General features: G+C 72.7%; 12 protein-coding genes. 5 read left to right on the top strand and 7 right to left on the bottom strand.

Going from position 1 to position 19,133, the window contains the following annotated elements; translation table 11 throughout:
• Window positions 1-180: 180 nt before the first annotated feature.
• The 3 genes from mfd to AC3ET3_RS11850 all read right to left on the bottom strand — a co-directional run bounded on the left by mfd (window position 181) and on the right by AC3ET3_RS11850 (window position 7,391).
• A complete protein-coding gene (gene mfd, locus AC3ET3_RS11860; protein ID WP_435612079.1) occupies window positions 181-3,714 on the bottom strand; it encodes a transcription-repair coupling factor in 3,534 nt (1,177 codons plus the stop codon).
• Between the two features lie 312 nt (window positions 3,715-4,026).
• Window positions 4,027-6,606: an ABC transporter permease gene (locus AC3ET3_RS11855; protein ID WP_432135496.1), complete on the bottom strand. Its 2,580-nt coding sequence runs from the start codon at window positions 6,604-6,606 to the stop codon at window positions 4,027-4,029.
• The gene (locus tag AC3ET3_RS11850; protein WP_432135497.1) at window positions 6,603-7,391 is read right to left on the bottom strand and encodes an ABC transporter ATP-binding protein; all 789 of its coding nucleotides are present in this window, start codon (window positions 7,389-7,391) and stop codon (window positions 6,603-6,605) included. Before AC3ET3_RS11850 ends, AC3ET3_RS11855 begins: the two co-directional genes overlap by 4 nt.
• Before the next feature lie 567 nt (window positions 7,392-7,958).
• Between AC3ET3_RS11850 and AC3ET3_RS11845 the strand changes: the two genes are divergently transcribed.
• The 3 genes from AC3ET3_RS11845 to AC3ET3_RS11835 all read left to right on the top strand — a co-directional run bounded on the left by AC3ET3_RS11845 (window position 7,959) and on the right by AC3ET3_RS11835 (window position 11,965).
• Window positions 7,959-9,644: an MFS transporter gene (locus AC3ET3_RS11845; RefSeq protein ID WP_435612078.1), complete on the top strand. Its 1,686-nt coding sequence runs from the start codon at window positions 7,959-7,961 to the stop codon at window positions 9,642-9,644.
• A gap of 192 nt (window positions 9,645-9,836) precedes the next feature.
• Complete coding sequence (locus tag AC3ET3_RS11840; protein ID WP_435612077.1) at window positions 9,837-10,298, top strand: DUF485 domain-containing protein; 462 nt, start codon at window positions 9,837-9,839, stop codon at window positions 10,296-10,298.
• An 86-nt stretch (window positions 10,299-10,384) separates the two neighbouring features.
• Window positions 10,385-11,965 carry a sodium/solute symporter gene (locus AC3ET3_RS11835; protein WP_432135567.1) on the top strand — a complete coding sequence of 527 codons (1,581 nt, stop codon included), beginning with the start codon at window positions 10,385-10,387 and terminating at the stop codon, window positions 11,963-11,965.
• A 29-nt stretch (window positions 11,966-11,994) separates the two neighbouring features.
• On the opposite strand, the gene AC3ET3_RS11830 is transcribed toward AC3ET3_RS11835, so the two are convergent.
• The 4 genes from AC3ET3_RS11830 to AC3ET3_RS11815 all read right to left on the bottom strand — a co-directional run bounded on the left by AC3ET3_RS11830 (window position 11,995) and on the right by AC3ET3_RS11815 (window position 17,241).
• Window positions 11,995-12,204 carry a hypothetical protein gene (locus tag AC3ET3_RS11830; RefSeq protein WP_435612076.1) on the bottom strand — a complete coding sequence of 70 codons (210 nt, stop codon included), beginning with the start codon at window positions 12,202-12,204 and terminating at the stop codon, window positions 11,995-11,997.
• Window positions 12,205-12,279: 75 nt separating this feature from the next.
• Window positions 12,280-12,585, bottom strand: a complete 306-nt coding sequence (locus AC3ET3_RS11825) for a GNAT family N-acetyltransferase (protein WP_435612075.1) — start codon at window positions 12,583-12,585, stop codon at window positions 12,280-12,282.
• 387 nt (window positions 12,586-12,972) lie between these two features.
• Window positions 12,973-16,236 (bottom strand): SUKH-4 family immunity protein, encoded by a 3,264-nt coding sequence (locus AC3ET3_RS11820; protein WP_435612074.1) that lies wholly within the window; start codon window positions 16,234-16,236, stop codon window positions 12,973-12,975.
• A gap of 9 nt (window positions 16,237-16,245) precedes the next feature.
• Window positions 16,246-17,241: an SMI1/KNR4 family protein gene (locus tag AC3ET3_RS11815; RefSeq protein WP_432135503.1), complete on the bottom strand. Its 996-nt coding sequence runs from the start codon at window positions 17,239-17,241 to the stop codon at window positions 16,246-16,248.
• Window positions 17,242-17,859: 618 nt separating this feature from the next.
• Between AC3ET3_RS11815 and AC3ET3_RS11810 the strand changes: the two genes are divergently transcribed.
• Both AC3ET3_RS11810 and AC3ET3_RS11805 read left to right on the top strand, forming a co-directional pair.
• On the top strand, window positions 17,860-18,324 hold the full coding sequence (locus tag AC3ET3_RS11810; RefSeq protein WP_432156972.1) for a YwqJ-related putative deaminase: 465 nt from the start codon (window positions 17,860-17,862) through the stop codon (window positions 18,322-18,324).
• Between the two features lie 225 nt (window positions 18,325-18,549).
• Window positions 18,550-19,044, top strand: coding sequence for an SUKH-3 domain-containing protein (locus AC3ET3_RS11805; RefSeq protein WP_432135504.1), 495 nt, complete (start codon window positions 18,550-18,552; stop codon window positions 19,042-19,044).
• The last annotated feature ends 89 nt before the right edge of the window (window positions 19,045-19,133 follow it).

Raw genomic sequence — 19,133 nt, 5'->3', positions numbered from 1 at the left:
ATCACCGAAGACGACGGCTCCCGGCAACTCCCACCGCACGACGTACCGGCGCTACACGCCCGACTGGTACTACGACGCCCTGAACCGCGCCACTGCGCGCCCGCCGCACCGCCCTCACGCCCGCCGAGCCACCGCTCCCCCGTCGAACCGCGGCCCGGCGCGCCGAACCGCGGCGCCGCCCTACGACCCCAGCACGGACGCCAGGAACTCTCCGACCCAGCCGAGCAGTTCCCGCCCGACCAGTGGCTTTCCGCCGACCTTCGCGGTCTTCGGCCGCGGCACGAGCACCTGGTGGACGGCCGGCTTGATGACCGTCCCCGGGTAGAGACGCTTCAGGCGCAGCTCCTGGGACTCCCGCAGCTCCACGGGCGCGAAGCGAATGTTGGTGCCCTGGAGGACGATCTCGCCGACGCCGCACGCGCGGGCCAGCATCCGCAGGCCGGCCACCAGGAGCAGGTTCTCCACCGGCTCGGGCAGCTTGCCGTAGCGGTCGGTGAGTTCCTCCCGTACGGCCTTGATGTCCTGCTCGGTGTTGGCGGAAGCGATCGAGCGGTACGCCTGCAGGCGCAGGCGCTCGCCGGGGGCGTAGTCGTGCGGGACGTGCGCGTCGACGGGCAGCTCGATCTTGACCTCGAGCGGCGGCTCCTCCTGGATCTCGCCGGTCTCCAGCTGCCGTCGGTAGTCCGCGACGGCCTCGCCGACCATGCGCACGTACAGGTCGAAGCCGACGCCCGCGATATGGCCCGACTGCTCGCCGCCGAGGAGGTTGCCCGCGCCGCGGATCTCCAGGTCCTTCATCGCCACGTACATGCCCGCGCCCATCTCCGTGTGCTGGGCGATGGTGGCGAGCCGCTCGTGTGCCGTCTCCGTCAGGGGCTTCTCCGGCGGGTACAGGAAGTACGCGTACCCGCGCTCGCGTCCTCGTCCGACACGACCGCGCAGCTGGTGCAGCTGGGACAGACCGAAGGTGTCGCCGCGCTCCACGATCAACGTGTTCGCGTTGGAGATGTCGATCCCGGACTCGACGATGGTCGTCGAGACGAGCACGTCGAACTTCTTCTCCCAGAAGTCGACGACGACCTGCTCCAACGCCGTCTCCGACATCTGCCCGTGCGCTGTGGCGATGCGGGCCTCGGGGACGATCTCACGCAGTCGCGCGGCCGCGCGGTCGATGGACTCGACCCGGTTGTGGATGTAGAAGACCTGGCCCTCGCGCAGCAGCTCGCGGCGGACGGCGGCGCCGATCTGCTTCTCCTCGTAGGGGCCGACGAAGGTCAGCACCGGGTGGCGCTCCTCCGGCGGGGTGGTGATCGTGGACATCTCGCGGATGCCGGTGACCGCCATCTCCAGGGTGCGGGGGATGGGTGTCGCGGACATCGTCAGGACGTCGACGTTGGCGCGCAGCTTCTTCAGCTGCTCCTTGTGCTCGACGCCGAAGCGCTGTTCCTCGTCGACGATGACCAGGCCGAGGTCCTTGAACTTCGTCTCCGAGGAGAACAGCCGGTGGGTGCCGATGACCACGTCCACCGAGCCCTCGCGCAGGCCCTCCAGGACCGCCTTGGCCTCGCCTTCGGACTGGAAGCGGGACAGTGCCTTCACGCTCACCGGGAACTGCGAGTAGCGCTCGGAGAACGTGCCGAAGTGCTGCTGCACCAGGAGCGTCGTCGGTACCAGCACGGCGACCTGCTTGCCGTCCTGGACGGCCTTGAAGGCCGCGCGGACCGCGATCTCCGTCTTGCCGTAGCCGACATCGCCGCAGATCAGCCGGTCCATGGGGACCGACTTCTCCATGTCGTCCTTGACCTCGGCGATGGTGGTCAGCTGGTCGGGGGTCTCCGCGTACGGGAACGCGTCCTCGAGCTCGCGCTGCCAGGGCGTGTCGGTGCCGAAGGCGTGGCCGGGGGCCGCCATCCGCGCGCTGTACAGCTTGATCAGGTCGGCCGCGATCTCCTTGACGGCCTTCTTGGCGCGCGCCTTGGTCTTGGTCCAGTCCGCGCCGCCCAGGCGGTGCAGGGTGGGTGCCTCGCCGCCGACGTACTTGGTGATCTGCTCCAGCTGGTCGGTGGGAATGTACAAGCGGTCGCCGGGCTGGCCGCGCTTCGCGGGCGCGTACTCCACGACCAGGTATTCGCGCGTGGCGCCCTGGACGGTGCGCTGCACCATCTCGATGTAGCGGCCGACGCCGTGCTGCTCGTGGACGATGTAGTCGCCGGCCTCCAGGGTGAGCGGGTCGATGGTCTTGCGGCGGCGGGCCGGCATCCGGGTGCCGTCACGGCCGGCGGCCTTCTGGCCGGTCAGGTCGGTCTCGGTGAGGACGGCGACCTTGAGGGCCGGGTCGACGAAGCCGTGGTCGATCGATCCGCACGCCACGTGCACGACCGACGGGCTCAGCTCGCCGAGGTCGGTGTGCAGGCGGGCGGCGATGCCCTCGCCGCCGAGCACCTCCACGGTGCGGGCAGCCGGGCCGTGGCCCTCGGTGACGAACACGGTGCGCCAGCCGTCGGCCAGCCAGCCCTTGGTGTCGGCGAGCGCCCGCGCGGTGTCGCCGCGGTACGTCTCGGGCGCGTGCATGCCGAGCTTCAGCGTGTCCGCTTCCAGCTCCAGGTCCGCGGCGAACGGCGACACCGACCACCACATCATGTCGAGTTCGCGCGCGCGGTCGCGGACGTCGGCGATGGACCACAGGGAGGCCGCGCCGACGTCGATGGGCGCCTCGCCGCCGCCCGCCGTGGCCGCCCAGGACGCCTGGAGGAACTCCTGGCTCGTCGCCACGAGATCGGCCGCACGCGTGCGCACCCGCTCCGGGTCGCACACGACGGCCATGGCGCCCTTGGGCAGCACGTCGAGCAGCAGCTCCATGTCGTCGACGAGGACCGGCGCCAGGGACTCCATGCCCTCGACGGCGATGCCCTCGGCGATCTTGCCGAGCAGTTCGCCCAGCTCCGGGTGGTCCTCGGCGAGGGCACGCGCGCGCGTACGGACGTCGTCGGTCAGGAGCAGCTCGCGGCAGGGCGGCGCCCACAGGCCGTGCTCGGCGACCTCGAGGGAGCGCTGGTCGGCGACCTTGAAGTAGCGGATCTCCTCCACGTCGTCGCCCCAGAACTCGACGCGCAGGGGGTGCTCCTCGGTGGGCGGGAACACATCGAGGATGCCGCCGCGCACGGCGAACTCGCCGCGCTTCTCGACGAGCTCCACGCGCGCGTACGCCGCCGCGGCGAGGGCTTCGACGACCTCGTTCAGGTCGGCCGTCGAGCCGGACCTCAGGGCCACCGGTTCCAGGTCACCGAGCCCCTTGACCTGCGGCTGCAGCACCGAGCGGACGGGCGCCACGACGACCGAGACGGGCCCGGTCTCCGGGTCCTCCTCCCTGGGGTGGGCGAGTCGGCGCAGCACGGCCAGGCGGCGGCCCACGGTGTCGCTGCGGGGGCTGAGGCGCTCGTGCGGCAGGGTCTCCCAGGCCGGGTACTCCACGACGCCGGCCGGGGGCAGCAGCGAGCGCAGCGCTGCGGCCAGGTCCTCGGCCTCACGTCCGGTCGCCGTGACCGCGAGGACCGGCCGGGCCGACTCGCGGGCCAGCGCGGCGATCGCGAACGGGCGGGCCGCCGGCGGGCCGACCAGGTCGAGGTGCATGCGGTTGCCGTCAGCGGCCGCCTTGATCGCTTCCGCGAGGGCGGTGTCCTTGACGACGGCGTCGAGCAGACCGTGCAGGCTCATGGAGCGGCTTTCTCCAGGTGTGGGAAAGGTGTGGGCAACACGAAGGGCCCGACGCGGAACCCGCCGGGGGTGTCCAGCGTACGACTTGCCCGCGCGGCGTGCCGGGGCTGTGGACAACCCCGGGCCGCGGCGGGCACCGCGCCGGGCGGGCGGGTACGCGCGTTCGGAGGAAGCGATCCGCCACGCCGACGCACCCGGCGCCGGCGAGCCCCTGGGACTCGCCGGCGCCGGGTTCTTCCCCCGCAACCCCCGTGTGCGGTGGTCCTGCCCTCCGGGCGACCGTGTGCGCCGTGGTCTGCCCGCGGGACTCGCTCAGTCGGTCGCGATGGCGTTCAGGACGTTCATGCGGCCCGCGCGGAAGGCCGGGACCAGGGCGGCGAGCAGGCCCACGAAGGCCGAGCCGACGAACACGTAGGTGATCGTGGGCCAAGGGATGTCCAGGACATTCAGGCCCTCCAGGGCGAGGAGCTTCTGGGCGGTGGCGCCCCAGCCCATGCCCAGGCCCAGGCCGAGGAGGGCACCGAACAGGGCGATCACCACCGACTCCATCCGGATCATGCGGCGCAGTTGGCGGCGGGAGAGGCCGATGGCGCGCATCAGGCCGATCTCACGGGTCCGCTCGACGACCGACAGGGCCAGCGTGTTCACCACTCCGAGGACGGCGACGATGATCGCGAGGGCGAGCAGGCCGTAGATCAGGTTCAGCAGTTGGCCGATCTGGTCCTTCAGCGCCTGCTTGTAGTCGGTCTGGTCCCGCACGGTGTACTGGGGGAAGTCGTGCAGCGCCGACTTCAGACCCGCGTATGCCGCGTCCTGCTGCCCCTCCTTCGCCGAGGCGAAGACCATCTGGTCGAGCGGCATCCTGCCGGCGGGGACGTACTTGGCCATCGTCTCGATGGACATGTACATCGCACCCTGGTCGATGACGACGTCGCTGCTGGTGATCGCCCGGACGGTGAGGTCGGCCGTCCGGCCGTCCCTGAAATCGACCTTCACGGTGGAGCCCAGCTCGACCCCGTGGTCCTGGGCGAACTCCTCGTCGACCGACATCGAGTCGGGCCGGTAGGCGTCCGCGAGCTTGCCGGCGACCGTCTCGGTGCGCAGGTCCGTCGCGTAGGTCGGGTCGGCGGCGGTGACCGCTGTGCCCAGGGTCTCGCCGTCCGGAGTGGTGAGGTCGGCCTTGCTCCACTTGTACTCGGTGACGTGCGCCAGGCCGGGTGTCTTCCTGACGGCCTCGACAGCCTGCGGGGTGATCTTCTGCCTGCCGTTGTCCGACTGGATGATGAAGTCGGTGCCGACGCTCTTGTCGAGCTGGTCGGTCGCCGAGGCCACCATGGAGGAGCCGACCACCGACAGGCAGGCGACCAGCGCGAGGCCGATCATCAGGGCGGCACCGGTGGCACCCGTACGGCGCGGGTTGCGCAGCGCGTTGCGCTCGGCCATCCGGCCGACGGGACCGAAGACGCGCAGCAGGAGGGCGCCCAGGACGCGCACCACGCCGGCGGCGAGGAGCGGGCCGATGACGACGAAGCCGATGAGGGTGAGCACCACGCCCAGCCCCAGCCACCCGGAGCCCGTCTTGGCCTTGTCGGCGCTGCCGGCCAGGTAGAGGGCATAACCGCCCGCACCGGTCAGCAGCAGGCCGAGCCCGGCGCGGACGAGGCCCGCCCTGGCGTCGGCGGGAGCACCGGCGTCGCGCAGCGCGGCCATCGGGGAGACCTTGCCGGCCCGCCGGGCGGGCAGGTAGGCGGCCAGCAGCGTGACGACGACGCCGAGGATCATGCCGATCACCGGGGTCGTCCAGGCGACGGTCAGATCGTCGGTGGACAGGTTCATGCCCATCTGGCCCATGAGCTTCATCAGGCCGATCGCGATGCCGACGCCCGCGCCGACGCCGAGGACCGAGCCCACGAAGCCCAGGAGCAGCGCCTCGACGAGAACGGACCGGTTGACCTGCTTGCGACTGGAGCCGATGGCCCGCATCAGACCGATCTCACGGGTGCGCTGCGCCACCAGCATGGAGAAGGTGTTGATGATCAGGAAGATGCCGACCAGGAAGGCGATCCCGGCGAAGCCCAGCATCGCGTACTTCATCACGTTCAGGAACTCGCCGACGTCCTCACGGTTGGCGTCCGCGGTCTCCTTGGCCGTCTGCACCTTGTAGTCGCCGCCGAGCGCGGCCGTCACGTTCTTCTTGAGCTGGTCGTCGCTGACGCCGCTCGCCGCGGTGACGTTGACGTTCGTGTAGACACCGGTCTCGCCGACCAGGGTCTCCTGGGCGGTCCTGGTGTCCAGGTAGAAGATGGCGGCACCGGGGTTGGTGACCTCGAAGGTGGCGATGCCGGAGATCTTGGCGGTGTGCGTGCCCACCGCGGTGATCACACCGAGCTGGTCGCCGATCCCGAGACCGTGCTTGTCGGCGGTGTCCGCGTCGACGACGATCTGGTCCGGGCCCTCGGGTGCCGCGCCGGGGGAGATCGTCATGGTGCGCGCATCGTTGGCGTTCCAGTTGCCGACGATGGTCGGCCCGCCGTTGGACGGCGACAGGCTGTCCTTGTCGGCGTCCACGACGGTCACGGACGTCGAGAAGACGGTTCCCTCCGCCGCCTGCACGCCCTGGGCGCCCTTCACCTTGTCGAGGACGGCGGCGGGCATGACCGGCGGCTTGCCGTTGTCGGCCGTGGTCTCACCGGTGTCCGAGGCGCCCTTGGCACTCACCGTCACATCGGACGAGGTGGCTTCGAAGAGCTTGTCGAAGGTCGTGTTCATGGTGTCGGTGAACACCAGGGTCCCGCAGACGAAGGCCACCGACAGCAGGACCGCCACAGCCGACAGGGCCATGCGTCCCTTGTGCGCGAAGAAGTTGCGCAATGACGTCTTCAGGACGGTCATGACGTGCGCCCCCGGGCGTCGAAGTCCTTCATGCGGTCCAGGACCTGCTCGGCGGTCGGATTGGACATCTCGTCCACGATCCGGCCGTCGGCGAGGTACAGCACGCGGTCCGCGTACGACGCCGCCACCGGGTCGTGCGTGACCATCACGATGGTCTGACCGAGCTCGTCGACCGAGCGGCGCAGGAAGCCGAGGACCTCGGCGCCGGCCCGCGAGTCGAGGTTTCCGGTGGGCTCGTCCCCGAAGATGATCTCCGGGCGGGCGGCCAGGGCGCGCGCCACGGCGACCCGCTGCTGCTGACCGCCGGAGAGCTGGGTCGGGCGGTGCTTCAGCCGCCCGGCGAGACCGACGGTCTCCACGACCCGGTCCAGCCACGCCTGGTCCGGCTTGCGGCCGGCGATGTCCATGGGCAGCGTGATGTTCTCGATGGCGTTGAGTGTCGGTAGCAGGTTGAAGGCCTGGAAGATGAATCCGATCCGGTCCCGGCGCAGCCGGGTCAGCTTCTTGTCCTTCAGGCCGGTGATCTCGGTCTCGTCCAGGTAGATCTGACCGCTCGTCACGGTGTCGAGACCGGCGAGGCAGTGCATCAGGGTGGACTTGCCGGAACCCGAGGGGCCCATGATCGCGGTGAACTGACCGCGGGCGATGTCCACGTCGACGTGGTCGAGGGCGACGACCCGGGTCTCCCCGGACCCGTACGCCTTGACGACCTGCCGCGCCCGCGCGGCAACGGCCGTACGCCCTCCAGTGCCCCCGTGCCTGGGAATGGTCACAGCCGATGTCACGGTAAGTCTCCTATGTCGGTCAGCGAAACGGCACGCGCCCGGGCGGGCGGTGGTGCCTGGTGGTCGGCACCGTTGCCGGTGCCCGGTGCCTGGTCCGCGGTACGTCCGCGGGTTCGTGCGCTCTCGCGGTCGCGCGTCGAGCGGTGGTGCGTCCGTGCGGTGGTGCTGTGGTGCTGTGGTGCGTCGCGCTCGGTACGTCGTCCAGTCTTCCGGCCGGACCGGGTGCGGCGCGCTGGTGCTCGGCACCGTCTTCTCCGGGGGTTAACCCCACCCCCGAGAGGTGGGGTTGTCCGCCCCGCCGCCCCCCGACGACGTGGAACCAGGTTAGGGACGACGGTGGTCCCCCCTCCTCCTCCGACGGTACGAACCCTCCCCGAGCCGTAGTACGGAGGCACCCCTAAGGGGAGTCCCCCCTGAGGTGGATCCCCTCTCGGGGTCCTCCCGCACCTCGGCCCCGTCAGCCTCCCTCCTCACGTGGGGTGAGGAGCAACTCTCCCCCCGCGCCGGTGCCCGGGATGGGAAGCTGTCCCCGGCGGATGGCTGCAAGGGGCACGGGAGGGCTGCGGGGTGGGCGGTACGAGTCCTGCGGTGCGCGACGAGGCCGCCCCGCACATCGGCACCGAGCGGCGGGGCGCGGTCGTCGCCGCCCTGATGCTCGCCATGGCACTGGCCGCCCTCGACGCGACCATCGTCTCCACCGCCGTACCGCAGATCGTCGGGGATCTGGGCGGGTTCTCGGTGTTCTCCTGGCTGTTCAGCGGATACCTGCTCGCCGTCACGGTCTCCCTGCCGGTCTACGGCAAGCTCTCCGACACCTTCGGCCGCAAGCCCGTTCTGGTGGCCGGGGCCTCCGTGTTCCTGCTGGGTTCACTGCTGTGCGCCGCGTCGTGGAACATGGGGGCGCTCATCGCCTTCCGAGTCGTGCAGGGGCTGGGTGGCGGGGCGCTGCAGGGCACGGTGCAGACGCTCGCCGCCGATCTGTACCCGTTGGAGCAACGGCCGAAGATCCAGGCGAAGCTGTCGACCGTGTGGGCGGTGTCGGCGGTCGCCGGGCCGGCCGTGGGCGGGGTGCTGGCGGCGTACGCCGACTGGCGCTGGATCTTCCTCGTCAACCTGCCGATCGGCACGGTGGCGGTGTGGCTGATCGCCCGGCACCTGCACGAGCCGCAGCGGACGGCGAAGCCGGCCGCGGATCAGGGGGACACCTCGAGGCTCGCGTGCAAGGGGGATGTCTTCAGGCGCGGCCAGGAGGCGGAAGCACCGGTACGCGCGCGAAGAGGCCGTTTCCCCGGACGCAGACGGGGAGGCCGTTCGTCCGTACGCGCGCGTGCGGGCTGTTCGCGCGTACCCGCGCGTGACGGGCGGGCGTCCGTACGCGCGCGCGTGGACTGGGGTGGAGCGCTGGCCGTGTTCGCGTGCGGTGGCGTGCTGCTGACGGCGCTGGTGCAGGGCGGGGTGGCGTGGCCGTGGCTGTCGGCACCCTCGCTGGCGCTGTTCGGCGCGGGGCTGGTCCTGGTGGCGGTCGTGGTGCTCGTGGAACGCAGGGCGGCGGAGCCGATCATCCCCGGGTGGGTGTGGCGGCGCCGCACGATCGTGGCGGTGAACCTGGCACTGGGCGCGTTGGGCCTGCTGATGGTCGCGCCGACGGTCTTCCTGCCGACGTACGCGCAGGCCGTGCTGGGGCTGGGTCCGGTGACCGCCGGGTTCGTGCTGTCCGTGTGGACGCTCAGCTGGCCGGTGTCGGCCGCGTTCAGCCAGCACGTCTACCGGCGCATCGGCTTCCGCGACACCGCGCTGCTCGGCATCGGCGCGGCCGCGCTGATCCTGCTGGCGTTCCCCTTCCTGCCGTACCCCGGCACGCCCTGGCAGCCGACGCTGCTGATGCTGCTGCTCGGGGGCGCGCTGGGCCTGTTCCAGCTACCGCTCATCGTGGGTGTGCAGTCGACGGTCGGCTGGTCGGAGCGGGGCACTACGACCGCCTCTGTGCTGTTCTGCCGACAGAGTGGGCAGACGGTCGGCGCGGCCGTGTTCGGCGCGGTCGCCAACGGCGTCCTGGCCGGTCGGCTCGGCGGGGCCGGCAGCCTGGATGCCGTCGCGCACGGCCTGGACACCGGCACGGCGTCCGAGACCACCCGGCGCGCCGTCGCCGACGCCGTGCGCGCCGTCTATCTGTGCGCGTCCTGCGCGGCCGCCCTGGCCTTCGTCGCACTGCTGGTGCTCGCCCCGCGCCGGTTTCCGGTCCGAGGGGAGTGACAGCGGCGGGAGGCCGGTCGGTTAACGCCGGCAACACCGCAGGTCACACCCCGCCTCGCACAGTAAGCGCATACCGACCGGCCAGTTCGGTGAAAACTCTTCGCGTCCGGCCTACCAGCAAGTAACGTGCGGGCTCGCCCCCCACTCCCTGCGGTCCACCGCCCAGGACCCGAGCCACGCAAGGAGCACGGGATGTCCTACGACCCCTCGTCGTACCCGTCGTACCCGCCGTACCGACCACCGCACCCGACGTCGTACCGAGCGCCGCACCAACAGCCGACGTACCCCTGGCAGCCGCCCGCGCCACCAGCGCACGCGCCGGCGCACCGGACCGAGGCCCACGCCCCCCTCGGGCACCACAGCGACCTTCGGGAACTGCGCACCGCCTACCGCCGGCAGCGCCGCGTCGCCACCCTGACCGCGCTCGGCTACTTCACGGTCTTCCTGCTGCTGTCGGCGTACGCACCGGGCCTGATGACCGCCCGTGTCGCCGACGGGCTGCCCGCCGGGCTGCTGCTGGCGCTCGTCCAACTGCCCGTCACCTGGCTGGCGATCGCGCTCTACGAGCACACCGCACGCCGCCAGGTCGACCCCCTCGCCCAGCTCATCCGCCGCCAGGCCGAGGTCGACGCGAAGCGTGAGGCACGCCGGTGAACCCCTCACACGCACTCAACGCACTGCAGACCCAGGCGCAGAGCGACGGCGGCCTCCCGCTGCGGCTCGGCGGCACCGCGCAGACCATGTCCCTGGTCGCCTTCACCGCCGTCGCCACCATCACCCTCCTGCTGTGCGTGATGACCGGCCCGGACCGCGACGACCTCGACGAGTTCTACACCGGCTACCGCTCCCTCTCCCCCCTGCGCAACGGTCTGGCCATCGCAGGCGACTACATCTCGGCGGCCACCGTGCTCGGCACGACCGGCGTGATCGCGCTGTGCGGTTACGACGGGATCGTCCTCGCCCTCAGTACGGCGCTGTCGCTGATGCTGCTGATGTTCCTGCTCGCCGAACCACTGCGCAACGCGGGCCGGTTCACCATGGGCGACGCGCTCGCCCGCCGGATGCCGGGGCGCGCGGTACGGATCACGGCGTGCGCGGTGACGCTCGCGGCGCTGGTGCCGATGATGCTCGTCCAACTCGCCGGCACCGGCCAGCTCATCGCCTTCATCCTCGGCTTCTCGGGCGACTCGCTGAAGACGGGATGCGTCATCGGCATGGGCGTCCTGATGATCAGTTACGCGGCGATCGGCGGCATGAAGGGCACCGCCCTCATCCAGATGCTGAAGATCGTGATGCTGCTCGGCTCGGGCGCGGTCGTCGCCGTCGTGGTGCTGGCCCGCTTCGACGGCAACCCCGGCGCCCTGTTCGACGCGGCGGCGCAGGGCAGCGGGGTGGGGGACGCCTTCCTGCGCTCCGGCCTGGAGTTCGCCGGCAGCCCGTACCCGCGCCTGGACATGATCACTGCCCAACTGGCGGTCGTCCTGGGCGGTGCCTGCCTGCCGCACATCACCATGCGCATGTACACGGCGTCCAGCGCCCGGCAGGTGCGGCGCTCCCTGTCCTGGGCGGTGTCGTGCGTGGCGCTGTTCGTGGTGGTGCTGACCGTCGTCGGGTTCGGCGCGACGGCCCTGATCGGCCGGGCCGTGATCGCCGAGGCGGACCCGCAGGGCAACACCGCCTATCTACTGGGCTCCCGGGCCGCCTTCGGCTCGGAGATCTCCACTGGCGAGACACTGCTGCTGACCACGGTCACGACCGCGATCTTCCTCACCGTCCTCGCCTCCGTTGCCGGCATGATCCTCGCCTGCGCCAACTCCCTCGCCCACGACGTCTTCGCCGCCCACGTCCGCGACATCTCCCCGCGCCGCGAGATGCTCCTGGCCCGGCTCTCCGCCCTGGCGGTCGGCGTACCGACGGTGCTGCTGGCGGCGCAGGTCCAGCACCGCAGCCTGCAGCCGCTCGTCACCCTCGGCTTCTGCCTCGGCGCCTCGGCGCTCGCGCCCGCCCTGGTCTACAGCCTCTTCTGGCGCCGCTACACGCGGACCGGCCTGCTCACCACGCTGATCGGCGGCACCGTGTCGGTGCTGCTGCTGATGCCGGGCACCAATCTGGTCTCCGGGTCACCCGTCTCCGCCTTCCCGGAGGCCGACTTCAACTGGTTCCCGTTCACCACCACCGGCATCGTCACCATCCCGCTCGGCTTCGCCCTGGGCTGGCTCGGGACGGTGCTCTCCGGCCGCCGCGACGCGGAGGAACAGCGCCGGCGGTACGAGTCGGTCGAGAGCTGGATCCTGGCGGGGGCCGCACGGAGGGATGCCTAGCGGCAGCCTGCCCGGCGCCGCATCGGCCATCAGTGGGCCGGCCGGCAGCGGGCAGCCTGGGCCCGGCTCACCCGCAGGGGTTCGTCGTCCCAGTCGGGCAGCGTCGTCGTGCCGGTCCGCCAGTCCCGGCGGAGGATCGCGTAGCCGACCGCGTCGCACACCGTTCCGTCCTCCGTCGGCCAGGCCTGCCGGTAGTGCGCCTCCTCGACGTATCCGCAGGCCCGGAAGACGCGGCGCATGGCCACGTTGTCCTGACGTGTCGTGCCTTCGATCCGCGTGACGTGCGGGAACGTGTCGAACAGATACGCCGTCAGTCACGTCACCGCCCGGCTGCCGACACCCCGCCCCCGGTCCCGGGAGCGGAGCCGCAGGTCGAACAAGGGGGTAGCGTCCTCCAGGTCCATGAGGCGGACCAGGCCCAGGACTTCCTCGCCCGCGCCGATCCAGAATGTCCTGGTGCCGTCGCCGTCGAAGTCACCGCCCGCGACCCGCTGACGCGTGCCCTCCTCGTCGACCACCGCCTGCCCGTGGAACGGCCAGGTGTCCGAGGTGAGAAAGCCGACCGGCGCGTCGACGTCGGTGGCGTCGGCAGGGTCGAAACGCCGGTAGGTCAGCTCCACGGCGCAACCGTAGAGGCGCCTGTACCGGGCCGGGAAACGCTTTTCGCGGGGCGCCCGGGGAGCGTCGGGTGGTGTGGTGGGGGCGGGCACACCCGGGCGTTTGCCCCGCCCCTGCACTCGCGCCCCCCCCCTGCGCGCCCCGCGCCCTCACGCCCTCACGCCCCCGCGCCCAGAAAGGTGTCGCGCTCGTCTCGGGATCGGACGCAGGGTTCATGACACGGCGCGGCGAGGAGGCCGCGAGCGGGCACGAGTGTCACCCGCCTGTGGGTTCACCCGGCGAGCGGCACGGCACGGCACGGAGGTGAACACCGAAAGGCCGGGCCCGCTCAGGTACGACCGGGCCCGGCCCTCGGGGACACCGCCTTCAGTGCGGCGTCCGCGTCCTCGCTACAAGAGGCCGTCCCACATCTGCTCCAGCAGCACCGACCACCAGCTCTCCGGCGAGCCCAGCGCGGCCGGGTCGAGGGCGGCCAACTGGGCCTGGAAATCGACGGTCCAGCGGCCGGCCTGCTCCTGGTTCAGACCGAACCGCAGCCGCCACATCCGGCCGAGCAACGCCAGGCAGCGCTGGAACTCCGGCAGCCCCGTGTTCACGAACTGCGGCGCCACCGGCGCACCGCCCGGCCCCGCCTCCACCGGCACCGCGACGATGTTCGCCGTGCCGTACTGCACGCAGACGGCCCTGCCGAAGTCGCTTCCCATGACCAGGTACGACCCGGCATCCGACGCCGGCTGCACCCCGCGTTCCTGGGCCAGCTCGGCGAGCGTCGGCACCGGGCGGCCCGGCTGGGCCTGCGCCCAGAAGAACGGGCCCATGTCCGTCGGCAGCCCCGCCACCACCAGGGTGTGCGCCACCACCGGCGGCACTCCCTGCCGGGACACCGCAGCCTGTTCGAACCGGAAGATCCCCGGCCCGAAAGCCGCTGCCAGCTCCTGCGCGATCGCCTCCGGCGGAAGCGGCGGCGCCGGCTGCACCGGCGGCAGCGGCGCCCGCACCGGCGCCGGACGCGCGGGGCCGTCAGCCACCTGGTGCAACTCGCCCTGGTGCGCGAGCAACTGCCGCATGCCCTGCTGACGGCTGGCGTGGTCCGTGCCGTACGGCGCGATGCTCGTGATGCGCGCCTGCGGCCACTGTTCCCGGATCATCCGCGCGCAGTAGGCACCGGGCAGTTCACACGACTCCAACTCGGTGTGCAGCTCCAGCACCTGGTTCGGCGGCACGTTCATCGCCCGCAGCTCGTGGAAGATCTGCCACTCGGGGTGCGGTGTGCCCGGCGCCGAACGCCGGATCACCTGCTGCTCCGAGCCGTCCTGCGCCCGGTACCGCAGTACGGCCTGGTAGCCCGGGCCCACGGTCGGCTGACCGGTCGGCTGCTGCGGATACCCGTACGACGGCGGCCGGCCCGGCCCCGGCACGCCCGGCGGCGTCGGCTGCGGGGCGCCCGGCACCGTACCGGGGGCGCCCGGAGCTCCAGGTGCGCCCGGCGGAGGCGGCGGCGCGCCGGGGCCGCCCACCGGGGGCGCGGCGAGCACCGTTTCCGCATGGTGCACCGCGCCCCGACCGCCGCCCGGGGCGGCGGGGGCCGCGGGGGCGCCCGGCACATTCGGCACGCCCGGCGGCTGCGCGGCCGCGGGGGCGCCCGGCACTCCCGGCACGCCGGGCGCATGCGGAGCACCTGGGGCGGCAGGGGGCTGAGGGGCGCCCGGCGCGTTCGGCGCACCCGGGGCACCCGGGGCACCAGGAGGCTGAGGAGCGCCTCCACCCACGCCCCCACCCGCGCCGGCACCCGCTCCCATCTGGGAAGGATCGGCGAGCACCGTCGCGGCATGGTGGACGCCGCCCGGGGGGGTACCGCCAGGCGTGTTCGACTCGCTGGGGGCGCTCGGAGGTTGCGGCGCGCCGGGTGCACCCGGCGTACCCGGAGCGCCCGGAGCATCTGGTGCGCCCTCAGGCCCGTCAGGCCCCAGGGCCGACACGAGCTGAGTCGGCACATACCCACCCGCCGACCCTCCCGGCACCCCCGGCGCGGACGACGGAGGGGGCGTACCACCGGGCCGCGCGCCCGGCGCGCCCGGCGCTGACGGAGGTGGCGGAGGCGTCCCGCCGCGCCCCCGACGCGGTGGAGGCGCCGCCTTGCTGGTCGCGGCGTCGGCGATGTCACCGGCGTTCGGCGCGAGCGGCCGGCCGGGCGCCGGCATGTCCTGCGGAGCGCCCGCCGGCGGAGTTCCCGGTGCGCCGGCGCCCTGCGGATAGCCGTACGACGGCGCAGCCGGAGGCGCGGGTGGCGGCGTGTGCGTCTGGGGGGCGCCGGGAACTGCCGGCACACCTGCGCCCGGCGCTCCCGGGTAACCGTACGCAGGAGGTGACGGAGGAGGCGTGTGCCCCGGCACGTACACCGCGCCCGCGCCCTGCGAGCCGTGCGCCCCTGGAGCACCAGTCCCGCCAGACGCCCCCGCACCTCCGGCCCCGCCAGGCGCACCGGCCGTCCCCGCGCCGGGCGCACCCGGCACACCACCCGGCGCACCAACGCCCGAAGGCGCCCCCGAAGGGCCCGCCGTACCCGGCTGGTCGAAGTCCCGCAGCGCCGGCGCCACCGCGGTCGGCGGAAGCTGGCTGCCGCCCGACATCAGCGCCGTCTTGGCATCGGCCGGGGCGACGGGCGGCGCCCCCTCGTCGTCGGAGCCACTCAGCGGCGGGGCGAAGACGGTGGCCGGCAGGGGGACGGAACGGTCGTCGGCCGCGTCGGCGTTCGTGTCCGTACCCGTCCACGGCGTCGCGCCAGGCGGCACGGCGGGAGCACCCGGCACCGAGGCGCCCGCCGCCGGAGCACCCGGCGCACCGGAGGCGGCACCACCGGCACTCGGACCCGCACCACTGGCACCCGGACCCGCGTCACCGGCACTCGGACCCGCATCACCGGCACTCGGCCAGGCGGAACCGTCACCGACGGCACTCCCGGCCCCGGACCCGGCCCGCGTCTCCGCAGGCCCACTCCCCGGCACCCCCGCCTGCGTCTGCGGCAGCGACGGATCCGGCGCCACACCACCCGTGCCACCGGCAGCGCCCGCCCCATCCCCAGACGCCCCACCCCCGGAAACCCCACCACCGGAAACCCCGGCACCAGAGCCCCCGCCCCCAGTCGCCCCGAGCCCAGTCGCCCCGGCTCCGGACGGCCCGGCCGCAACCCCAGCCGCCCCAGCCGTCAAACCCCCAGCCACAGAACCCCCGGTCCCGGTCCCGGCGCCGTCCCCCCCGGCCTCACCCCGCCGATCCGGGATCCCCAGCTTGTCCGCCGCCTCCTGCAACCACTCCGGCGGCGACAAGAGGAACGACGTCTGGTTGAGGTCGACCCGGGCAGGAGGCGACGGCGGTGCCGGGACCGCGTCCTGGGGAGCGCCGTACTCCTCCTCGTAGCGCCGGATCACCTCGCCCACCGGCAGCGCGGGCCACAGCGTGGCCTCCCCGCTGTCGCGGGCGATCACCAGCCGCTGCGCGCCCCCGTCCGAGCGCGGTCCCTCGGGCCGGTCCTCGGCCCACACCACGAACCCCAGCTCGAACTCCCGCACCCGCACCTCGCGGTGCAGATAGGCCGGAACGTCACCGTTGACCCACTCTTCCGCGCGCTCCTGCGCCTGCGCGAACGTCACCATCGCTTCAGCTCACTCCCCGCCCACGGAAGAAGAAACCGGGACGACGCGTGCGAAACCGCCGTCCACCATGAGATTGGCCACCGTCTCCAACTCCGGCGGGTTGCCGGCCAGTCGGGACAGGAAGACGTCGAAGTCCTCACCGCACGGCAGCAGCAGCCGCTCCACGCGCTCCGCCGGCGACCACGCCGGATCCACGTCGCGCGCGTCGTCGTACGCGCAGAACCACACGGAACCGATCCGCTCGCCCTTCACCTTCACGGCGAGCAGCCCGCCCTGCACGAAACCGACCCCGAGGTAGTCCTTGGTGAGGTGGTCGCGCAGACACTTGTTGACGTACACCAGGTCGTTGACGGCCGCCTCGTCCCGCACCGTGAAGAACGGCTGGTCCACCAGCAGGCCCAGCTCCGCGTCCAGCGCCGCCCCGGCGGGCGCACAACCGCCCGCCGCCTTCAGGAACGCCCGGTAGGCGCCCGGCAGCCGGTAGCCGAGTTCCTCCTCGACGCCCTGCACCTGGGACTCCGTCACCGCCACACCCGACTTGGGCAGCCGGAAGTGGACCGGACGCGTCTCCTGCAGTGGCCGGGTACCGCGCTTGGTCTGGTCGACGTTCGCGGTCGCGATGCCTCCGTGGTGCCGCAGCAGCGCCTTCACCTCGACCGGGACGAGTTCGAGCCGCCTCGAACCGCGCACGTGATGCCACGTCCAGCCGTGCGGCGTCGCCACGGCGGGCACCGTGTCCCAGAGGTCATGGCCGGAAGCCGCCAGCGCCGCGTTCGCCGACACGTAGTCCGTCAGCCGCAGTTCGTCGACGCCGAACCCCTCCGGCGGATCGGCGATCTCGGCCGTCGCCCGGGCGTACGGCGCGAAATCGGGGTAACCCCGTTCGTCCACCCGCACCCCTCTCGGGTGACGTGCGGCACGCACCGGATCCGGGAAGTGCACGACCTGCCCGGCATACGCCGCGTTCGGCGGCGCGGCCTGCTCCCCGAGCCGACCTGTCGTCATGGCGGTTGCCCCCTGCGGCACTCTGTACGACCCCCGGCCGACCGGTTCCGCTTCTCGGCCCCGGCCCGCCACGGCCCGTATTCGACTGTCTCCAACGGCACCGACGCGCGTTGACCGCACTGTCGCGGTGCCGACAGCCTATGCGGTGCGGCGGCACCGGTCACCGGGCCTCCGTTCGAGCGCGCTCGGCCATCCTGTTCGACAGGCACAGCCCCCTTCCGGTTCCGTGACCGGCCGTCACCCCGCCGTGACAGCCGGCCCCGACCTGGGCGTGTCGCACCGCCCCAGCTTCCGCAGCAGCCACGCGATTTGGCACTCTGGGTCCGCCGGGGGGATGCTCAGGAGGGGATAACGATCATGAGCGCGACACAGACAGGACCGCAGACAGGACCGCAGACGGGACCACAGGCAGCCCAGCGGACGGGACCGCAGACCGGTGTTCAGGCCGGCCCGCAGCACGGCCCCCGCGCCGGACAGCACCCCACCTCCCCGCCCCTCGGGCCCGCGGCCCCCCACACCGATCCCCAAGCCGCCCCCACACCCACACCAGCCGCCGCCCCCCGCACCGCCCCCTCCGGCTCACCCGCCCCTCGCACCACCCCCTCCGGAGACCCCCGTATCGGCTGGAGCAGCGCCGAGACCCCCCACACCCCCACCCTGCGCCACCGCCGCGACGGCATCCTGCCCACCGTCGCCGCCGCCCTCTCCGTCCGCGGCACCACCCTCACCGGCACCGCCGCCCGCGGCGACCGGCCACCCGCCCTGCACCCCCTGGTACAGGACTTCCTCGACACCCTCACCAGTACCCAGCGCGACCGTTTCACCGGCCGCTGCGCCGAGACCCTCCTCATCTCCCGCCACCTCGCCGCCGCCGACGCCGCCCGCAGCAAACGTGCCGCCCGCAAACCCATGACCAACGGTGAAGCCCGCAAAGCCCTCAAACAGGCCAAACTCACCGCCCGCCGCATCCGGGAGGACGGCGACCCCCTGCACGGCAGCTTCGCCGCCCCCTGCCGCGCCTGCACCGCCCTCAGCGCGCACTTCGGCGTCCGCGTCGTCGACCCCACCGCGACCGACGCCTGACCCCCACCCCCCGCGCCGCCCCCTCGGCCTCCCCACCCCTCGACCTCCCCCTGCCCCACCACCCGACGAAGCCGCAGAACACCACCCGGCCGAGCCCCACCACGCCACCCGACGAAGCCGCAGAACACCACACGACGAAGCCGCACCACGCCGCCACACGACGCCGCCGCCACGCACGCACCGACCCCCGCGCGCCGAACGCCGCACAACCACGAACAAGGGCAGATGCACACCGACCGCACCTCCACCACCCGCTTCCCCGTCCCCGTCGACGCCGCCCTGCGCACCGCCGGCTGGCAACCCGGACGCTGGGACATCAAGCAGGCGGAAATCTGGGCCGACGCACTGCGCGAACACACCTCACCCGCCGGCCACCGCCACGCGGTCTTCCCGGCCGCGGTCGAAGCCTGGGCCGAGTTCGGCGGACTCCGCATCACCCCCACCGGCCCCGGCCGCCAGGTCGCCCCGGCCGCCCTGCACCTCGACCCCCTCCACGGCCTCCACCTCGCCCGCACCCTCGGCGACCTCGGCCGCGCCCTGGACACCGAACTCAGCCCCCTCGGCACCGAGACCGACACCGAGGCACTCCTCGCGATCGACGCCGAGGGCCGTGTCTACGTCCTCGACCACACCGGCGACTGGTATCTCGGCCCCGACATCGACCACGCCCTCGGCACCCTCGTCTCCGGCACCGAACCGACCCGCCTCACCACCGGCTGAACCCACCCCGCCAAGCCCCCCGGCGCGCCCTGCACCCGGATGCCCACCGTCACCCCCTACGCCACACCCTCACTCCACACCACCACCCC

This window comes from Streptomyces sp. bgisy159 (assembly GCF_057707805.1).
The sequence above is the reverse complement of the archived record's forward strand: the minus strand, read 5'-3'. Positions and strand labels throughout refer to the sequence as shown.